The sequence below is a fragment of the Rhodococcus sp. NPDC058639 genome (genome assembly GCF_042717545.1).
GTDB lineage: Bacteria > Actinomycetota > Actinomycetes > Mycobacteriales > Mycobacteriaceae > Rhodococcus.
Window position 1 is genome coordinate 151,220 of record NZ_JBHXRF010000005.1, and the last position, 6,173, is coordinate 157,392.

5 protein-coding genes are annotated in these 6,173 nt (G+C 67.0%); 2 read left to right on the forward strand and 3 right to left on the reverse strand.

Annotated features, from left to right (window positions below):
* Positions 1 to 32 precede the first annotated feature (32 nt).
* Complete coding sequence (locus tag ACFWU2_RS11545; RefSeq protein WP_378605574.1) at positions 33 to 1,205, reverse strand: alkane 1-monooxygenase; 1,173 nt, start codon at positions 1,203 to 1,205, stop codon at positions 33 to 35.
* 197 nt (positions 1,206 to 1,402) lie between these two features.
* Complete coding sequence (locus tag ACFWU2_RS11550; RefSeq protein ID WP_378605577.1) at positions 1,403 to 1,606, reverse strand: cold-shock protein; 204 nt, start codon at positions 1,604 to 1,606, stop codon at positions 1,403 to 1,405.
* Between the two features lie 201 nt (positions 1,607 to 1,807).
* Here ACFWU2_RS11550 and ACFWU2_RS11555 point away from each other — a divergent pair, with 201 nt between their 5' ends.
* Together ACFWU2_RS11555 and ACFWU2_RS11560 are read left to right on the forward strand one after the other, a co-directional pair.
* Entirely contained in the window at positions 1,808 to 3,028 is a 1,221-nt protein-coding gene (locus tag ACFWU2_RS11555; RefSeq protein ID WP_296550560.1) for a pyridoxal phosphate-dependent aminotransferase, read from the forward strand.
* Between the two features lie 354 nt (positions 3,029 to 3,382).
* Entirely contained in the window at positions 3,383 to 4,666 is a 1,284-nt protein-coding gene (locus tag ACFWU2_RS11560) for a YibE/F family protein (RefSeq protein WP_378605580.1), read from the forward strand.
* A gap of 1 nt (position 4,667) precedes the next feature.
* Here ACFWU2_RS11560 and ACFWU2_RS11565 read toward each other — a convergent pair whose 3' ends face one another.
* A complete protein-coding gene (locus ACFWU2_RS11565) occupies positions 4,668 to 6,095 on the reverse strand; it encodes an Hsp70 family protein (protein WP_378605583.1) in 1,428 nt (475 codons plus the stop codon).
* Positions 6,096 to 6,173: the final 78 nt, after the last annotated feature.

Consider the following 6,173-nt stretch of genomic DNA (forward strand, 5'->3'; position numbering starts at 1 on the left):
CGGACAAGATCGATCCGTAATATAGCTTCGCGTCAGTCGGAGAATCTGGCAAGGAGCAAATCTCGCTTCGGGGGGTGGATGTTGATGCGTGACAAATCCCGGCCGTAGTGCTCCAGCAACCTATGATCCATGATCCGTCGCCAGAGCGGCGGGACCAGGGACAGCAAAATCAGGACCGCGTATCCGGCGGGAAGTTGGGGCGCGTCGGGCATGGAGCGCAGCGTCTGATAGCGCCGCAGCGGGTTCGCGTGATGGTCGCTGTGCCGCTGGAGGTTGTAGAGGAAGACGTTCGAGCAGACATGATTGCTGTTCCAGCTGTGCTCCGGAGCAACCCGTTCGTACCCGCCGCCGGGACGGCTCCGCCGCAGCAACCCGTAGTGCTCGATGTAGTTCGCGCCTTCGAGAAACATGATGGCCAGGGCGGCCTGCACGACCAGCCACGGTGCGATCGACCAGCCGAAGACCGCGATGAGCGCCGCGTACAGCACCGTGCTCATCAGCCAGGCACCGAGCACGTTGTTGTGCCGCACATTCCACCACGAGAGGCCACGTCGCTTCAGCCGCGCGTTCTCGTACCGCACCGCCGAACCGAGGCTGCCGAACACCGAACGCGGCAGGAATCGCCAGTACCCTTCGCCGAAGCGTGCGGTCGCCGGATCCTCCGGTGTGGCAACCCTGATGTGGTGCCCGTGATTGTGCTCGACGTAGAAGTGGCCGTAGAAAGATTGGGCGAGCGCCACTTTCGCAAGGGTTCGTTCGATCGACGTGCGCTTGTGCCCGAGCTCGTGCGCTGCGTTGATGCCGACTCCGCCGACGATGCCCAAGGTCGCGGCCAGGGCGAACTTCTCAGCACCGCCCATGGGCTGCGATACCCAGAGCCAGCAGCCGAAGACGAACCCGGCGTACTGCAGCGGCAGGTAGAGGTACGTGCAGTACCGGTAGTACCGGTCGTTCTCGAGGGGTTTCATCGCCGCGTCGGGCGGGTTGCTGGTGTCGACCTTGGCAAGCGCGTCGATCAGTGGGCAGATCACCGCGATGATGATGGCGCCGGTCGCCCAGAACACCCCGAGGCGGAAGTGCTGCACCAGGACGTAGGCGAGAAACGGGCTCAACGGGATCGCCAGTCCGTACAACCAGAGGTAACGCTTCGGATCCCGCCATCGCGCACCCGAGCTTGCGCGCTCGGTGTCGCCCCCCACGCTCATTCCCACCTCACATCGGTTCCGTCTCCGACGGCTGATCGAATCCCCCCCGACCACAACGCGGGTCGCGCGCTGGATCGGCTACACAGTATCCATGGGGTCCCGTTTGCGGTGAGACCCGGATCGGCACCTGGAGCAGACACGGCGACGGCGCCGCACCCTGAGATGCGACGCCGTCGCTCGGTCAGCAGAGATGCGCTTCAGATAGGGCGCACACCCTGGGCCTGCGGGCCCTTCTGACCCTGGCCGATTTCGAACTCGACGCGTGCTCCCTCGTCGAGCGACTTGAATCCCGAACCCTGGATCTCGGAGTAATGAACGAAAACGTCCGCGCCCCCGCCGTCCTGCTCGATGAATCCGAAGCCTTTTTCTGCGTTGAACCACTTGACAGTGCCCTGCGCCATACCACTTGCTCCTAATCTTCCCGCACGTCACCCCGACGTGCGGCCTTGCTGGAATCCCAATCATCGCACTGATCCGGACATTCGTCGCGGTAGATCCCGCCTAAATTTTGCGTGTCGGGAAAATGCGGATGAAATCGGTTTGCGGGGCGGTGGCACCATAGAGCCGTGACTAACGAGGAACAGGGCCAGCTCCACCACCGCATGAGCCGCCGTCTGGAGCAGTCGTCCAAGCTCCAGAACGTGCTGTACGAGATCCGCGGACCGGTGCACGCGCACGCGGCACGGCTCGAAGCGGAGGGCAATCGCATCCTCAAGCTCAACATCGGCAACCCCGCACCCTTCGGGTTCGAGGCGCCGGACACGATCGTGCAGGACATGATCGGGTCGCTTCCGCATGCCCAGGGGTACTCGGAGTCCAAGGGCATCGCGCCGGCCCGGCGCGCGATCGTCACGCGCTACGAGTTGGTCCCGGGCTTCCCCAAGTTCGACATCAACGACGTCTACCTCGGCAACGGCGTTTCCGAACTCATCACCATGACGATGCAGGCGCTGCTCGACGACGGCGACGAAGTGCTCATCCCTGCACCGGACTACCCCCTGTGGACTGCGATGACGTCGCTCGGCGGCGGAACACCCGTCCACTACCTGTGCGACGAGACCAACGGCTGGAACCCCGACATCGAGGACATCGAGTCGAAGATCACCGAGCGCACCAAGGCGATCGTGGTGATCAACCCGAACAACCCCACCGGCGCGGTGTACTCCCGCGAGGTGCTCGAGCAGATCGTGCGCCTGGCACGCAAGCACCAGCTACTGCTGCTCGCCGACGAGATCTACGACAAGATCCTCTACGACGACGCCAAGCACGTCTCCCTGGCGACGCTCGCCCCCGACCTGCTGTGCATCACGTACAACGGATTGTCGAAGGCGTACCGCGTCGCCGGCTACCGGTCGGGCTGGATGGTCATCACCGGCCCGAAGGACCACGCCGCCGGATTCCTCGAGGGCATCGATCTGCTCGCGTCCACTCGTCTGTGCCCGAACGTCCCGGCCCAGCACGCCATCCAGGTGGCCCTCGGCGGCTACCAGAGCATCGACGATCTGGTGCTGCCCGGCGGGCGCCTGCTCGAACAGCGGGACGTCGCATGGGAGCGCCTGAACGCGATTCCGGGCGTGAGCTGCGTCAAGCCGCGCGGCGCGCTGTACGCGTTCCCCCGCCTCGACCCCGAGGTGTACGACATCCACGACGACGAGCAGCTGGTCCAGGATCTGCTGTTGCAGGAGCGCATCCTGGTCACGCAGGGCACGGGCTTCAACTGGCCCGCCCCCGACCACTTCCGCATCGTCACACTGCCGTGGGCCCGGGACCTTTCCGTTGCGATCGAGAGGATCGGCAACTTCCTCTCGAGCTACAAGCAGTAGCGGCACGCCGCGTCCGGACCCGTGACAACGATCGTTGTGGAACGGTGACGCGCGGGCGCTAGAGGCGAAAGTCCCTGTTCAAGCTCTCGGGTGCTGCGCGGACCTGGACGGTCCGTCCGATTCGTGAGGAGCGCCACAGAATCGCGGTCCCCGCGAGCCCCGAAAAGCAAGTAGCTTGGATTTCGGCACTCAGTGCCGGGCTCCCTGACCGACGCCATCCCCCCTGTGCGAGGTCAGGTGACGGTGGCGGGGACACCCCCCTGCTCCCCGCCACCCCCAGCCCACCTGTCTTCTCTTACCTCGTGATCGGCCACCGCCTGCGCGTGTCGCCCGGTGGGTGGTTAGCCTGTGGCCGTGAGTCACGGACACGGACACGGCCACTTCGACGGACCCGCACCACTGGGCCCGCTCGCCGCGAAGATCGTCATCGGATTGCTGGTGGCCATCGGCGCCGTCGTCCTCCTCGGAACGGTGCTGCTCTGGCCGAGCAGTCAATCCATCGACGTCCCGGCCCCGTTCCAGACCACCGGCGGTGACGCAGTGGTCACCGAAGCCGGAACAGTGGTGGAGCAAGGTCCGGGCGCGTGCGGTAGCCCGTCGTCCGGGCGCGTGTTCCCCGGCGACCCGCTGCCCCCGCCCGCGGGCGGCGCCTACGAGTGCGAGCGCAGCATCATCGCGATCGAGTCCGGGCCCAACGCCGGCGCCTCCACCTTGCTCGAGGTGGTCCCCGGCCCCGGGCAGCCCGAATTGAGCACCGGCGACGACATCCGGATCGTCCGCCAGACCGACCCCACCGGTGCCACCCAGTACTCGTTCTACGACTTCGCGCGCGGCCTGCCACTGGCCCTGGTCATCGCGGCGTTCGCGATCGTCATCGTCGCCGTCGCCCGCTGGCGCGGCCTGCGGGCGCTCATCGGCCTCGGCGTCGCCTTCGCTGTTCTCGTGATGTTCATGCTCCCGGCGCTCCTCGACGGAAAACCGGCCGTCCCCGTCGCGCTGGTCGGCGGAGCGCTGATCCTCTACGCCGTGCTGTATCTCGCCCACGGGGTCAATCTGCGGACCAGTTCGGCGTTGCTCGGCACCCTCGCCTCGATGGTCCTCGCCGCATTGCTCTCGTACGTCGCGATCCGGATGACCCACCTGACGGGTCTGTCCGAAGAACAGAACACCGACGTCCAGATGTACATCGGCACCGTGTCGATCAGCGGACTGCTGCTGGCAGGGTTCATCATCGGCTCGCTCGGTGTGCTCAACGACGTCACGATCACGCAGGCGTCGTCGGCATTCGAACTGGCATCCCTGGATCCGCGCGCGTCGCGCCGGGAGATCTTCACGTCCGCGATGCGGGTCGGCCGCGACCACATCGCCAGCACCGTCTACACGCTCGTGCTCGCCTACGCGGGTGGCGCGCTGCCGCTGCTGCTGCTCTTCTCCGTCGCGGGCCGGTCGATCTCCGACGTGGTCACCGGTGACGCGGTGGCCGTCGAGATCGTGCGCGCATGCGTGGGCGGTATCGCACTGGCGCTCTCGGTTCCGCTCACCACAGCGATCGCCGCCGTGCTGTCGCGGGCCGGAAGCCCGCCGGTCGCGCCCGGCCGGCACTCCCGCCCCAACGGGAGCGGGGAGCCGGGCCGGTAGGTCACAGACCGGGTACGCGGAGTTCCGGTAGCCGGGGCAGTTCGATCGTCGGGAGCGGCGGCAACGTCGGGACCGGAATGTTCAGGCCCGGGATCTGCGGTTCCGGAGTCGGTTCCGGCGCCGGAGGCGGCGGTACCGGTCGCGGCGCGTAGGTGGTCGTGGGCGACTCGGTGGTGGTCGTGGGAGCGACCGTCGACGGTGACACAGCGGGCGCAGGCCGCGGCAGCGTCGAGGACGTCGTCGGCTGATCGAACGACTGCGTAGGACTCGTCCCGCGCCCGTCTGCGGGCGCCCCGAAAACGGAGTTCCCCGCGCTCAAGGCGATACCGATCACCGCAACGACGGCCAGCGCCGACCCGGCCAGTCCGGCACCGGAGATCTGCTTGCCGCTGACGGAAGGTCCCCGCCACGACAGCGCAGCCCACCACGGCTTCGCGTCGTCGTTCGCCTTCTCCGCAGCCTTCTCCGGCGGTGGAGAGGACACCGCCGCCTTCACCACCGGAATGCGGTCGGTGTCTTCGCTGACCGGCGCGGGACGCGGAGGCACGATTCGGGTGAGCGGACTGATCGGCTGCGACGACGGCGGCCGCGCAGCGACAATCGCACCGCCCTTGGCCAGGACGAGTTCGGGTTCGTGCGGCACGACCAGCGGAAGCTTCAGCCACGACCGCAGCACTTCCTGGACCAGCGGCACGTGCGCGCCGCCCCCGAGCAGCACCACGGCCTCGGGATTGCGGTTCGAGCGAGCGATGACGTTGTGCACGAACTGCGCCGACGACTCGACGCACTGGGAGATCAGCGGGTCGAAGGTATCGCGCGACAGGAACACCACACCGGCCGCCCCGGGCACCGCCACGGTATCGCTCTCGGAGAGCTTCTCTTTCGCCTGCCGGCACTGCGCCGACAGTTCGTTGTCGGTGCTCGGGTCGTCGGGACGCCAGACGCCGTTGGTATCGAGCGCGTGTTCGCGGATGGCGTTGTCGAAGACACGGCCACCGATCGAGTCGGTCCGTTCGGCGAGGACCTGGCCGGCGCGCAGGTCGACCACGGTGACCGTCAGGCCCGCGTCGCCGAGGTCGTAGAAGACCGCGGTGTTGCTGCCCAGTTCGCCGGTCGCCTGCAGATAGGTCAAGGCCGCTTCGGGCTCGGATACGAGAGTGAAGCGGTCGAGCTTCTCGGCGGACAGCGCGGCACGCAGGCGTTCGGCCTGTGCCTGATCGCGGTAGACGAGCCCGACGGTCTCGATCGGATCGCCCGCCACGCCTGCCTGGAACAGCACGCCGAGCGTGCTCGCCGCAAGTCGCGCCGGATCGTCCTTACCTGTCTCCACGACCTGGAATTGAAAACCCGCGGAGGGTGCGGTCCGATCCACCGGACGCACGATCCGGACGGCGCTTTCCCCCACGGTTACACCGAGAACCGAACTCATGAGCCGCCTTCGACAGTTGTTCGCGCCAGCCGCATTGTGCTCTCCCCGGCGCCTTTCGAATCGCTCCGATGCTACCCA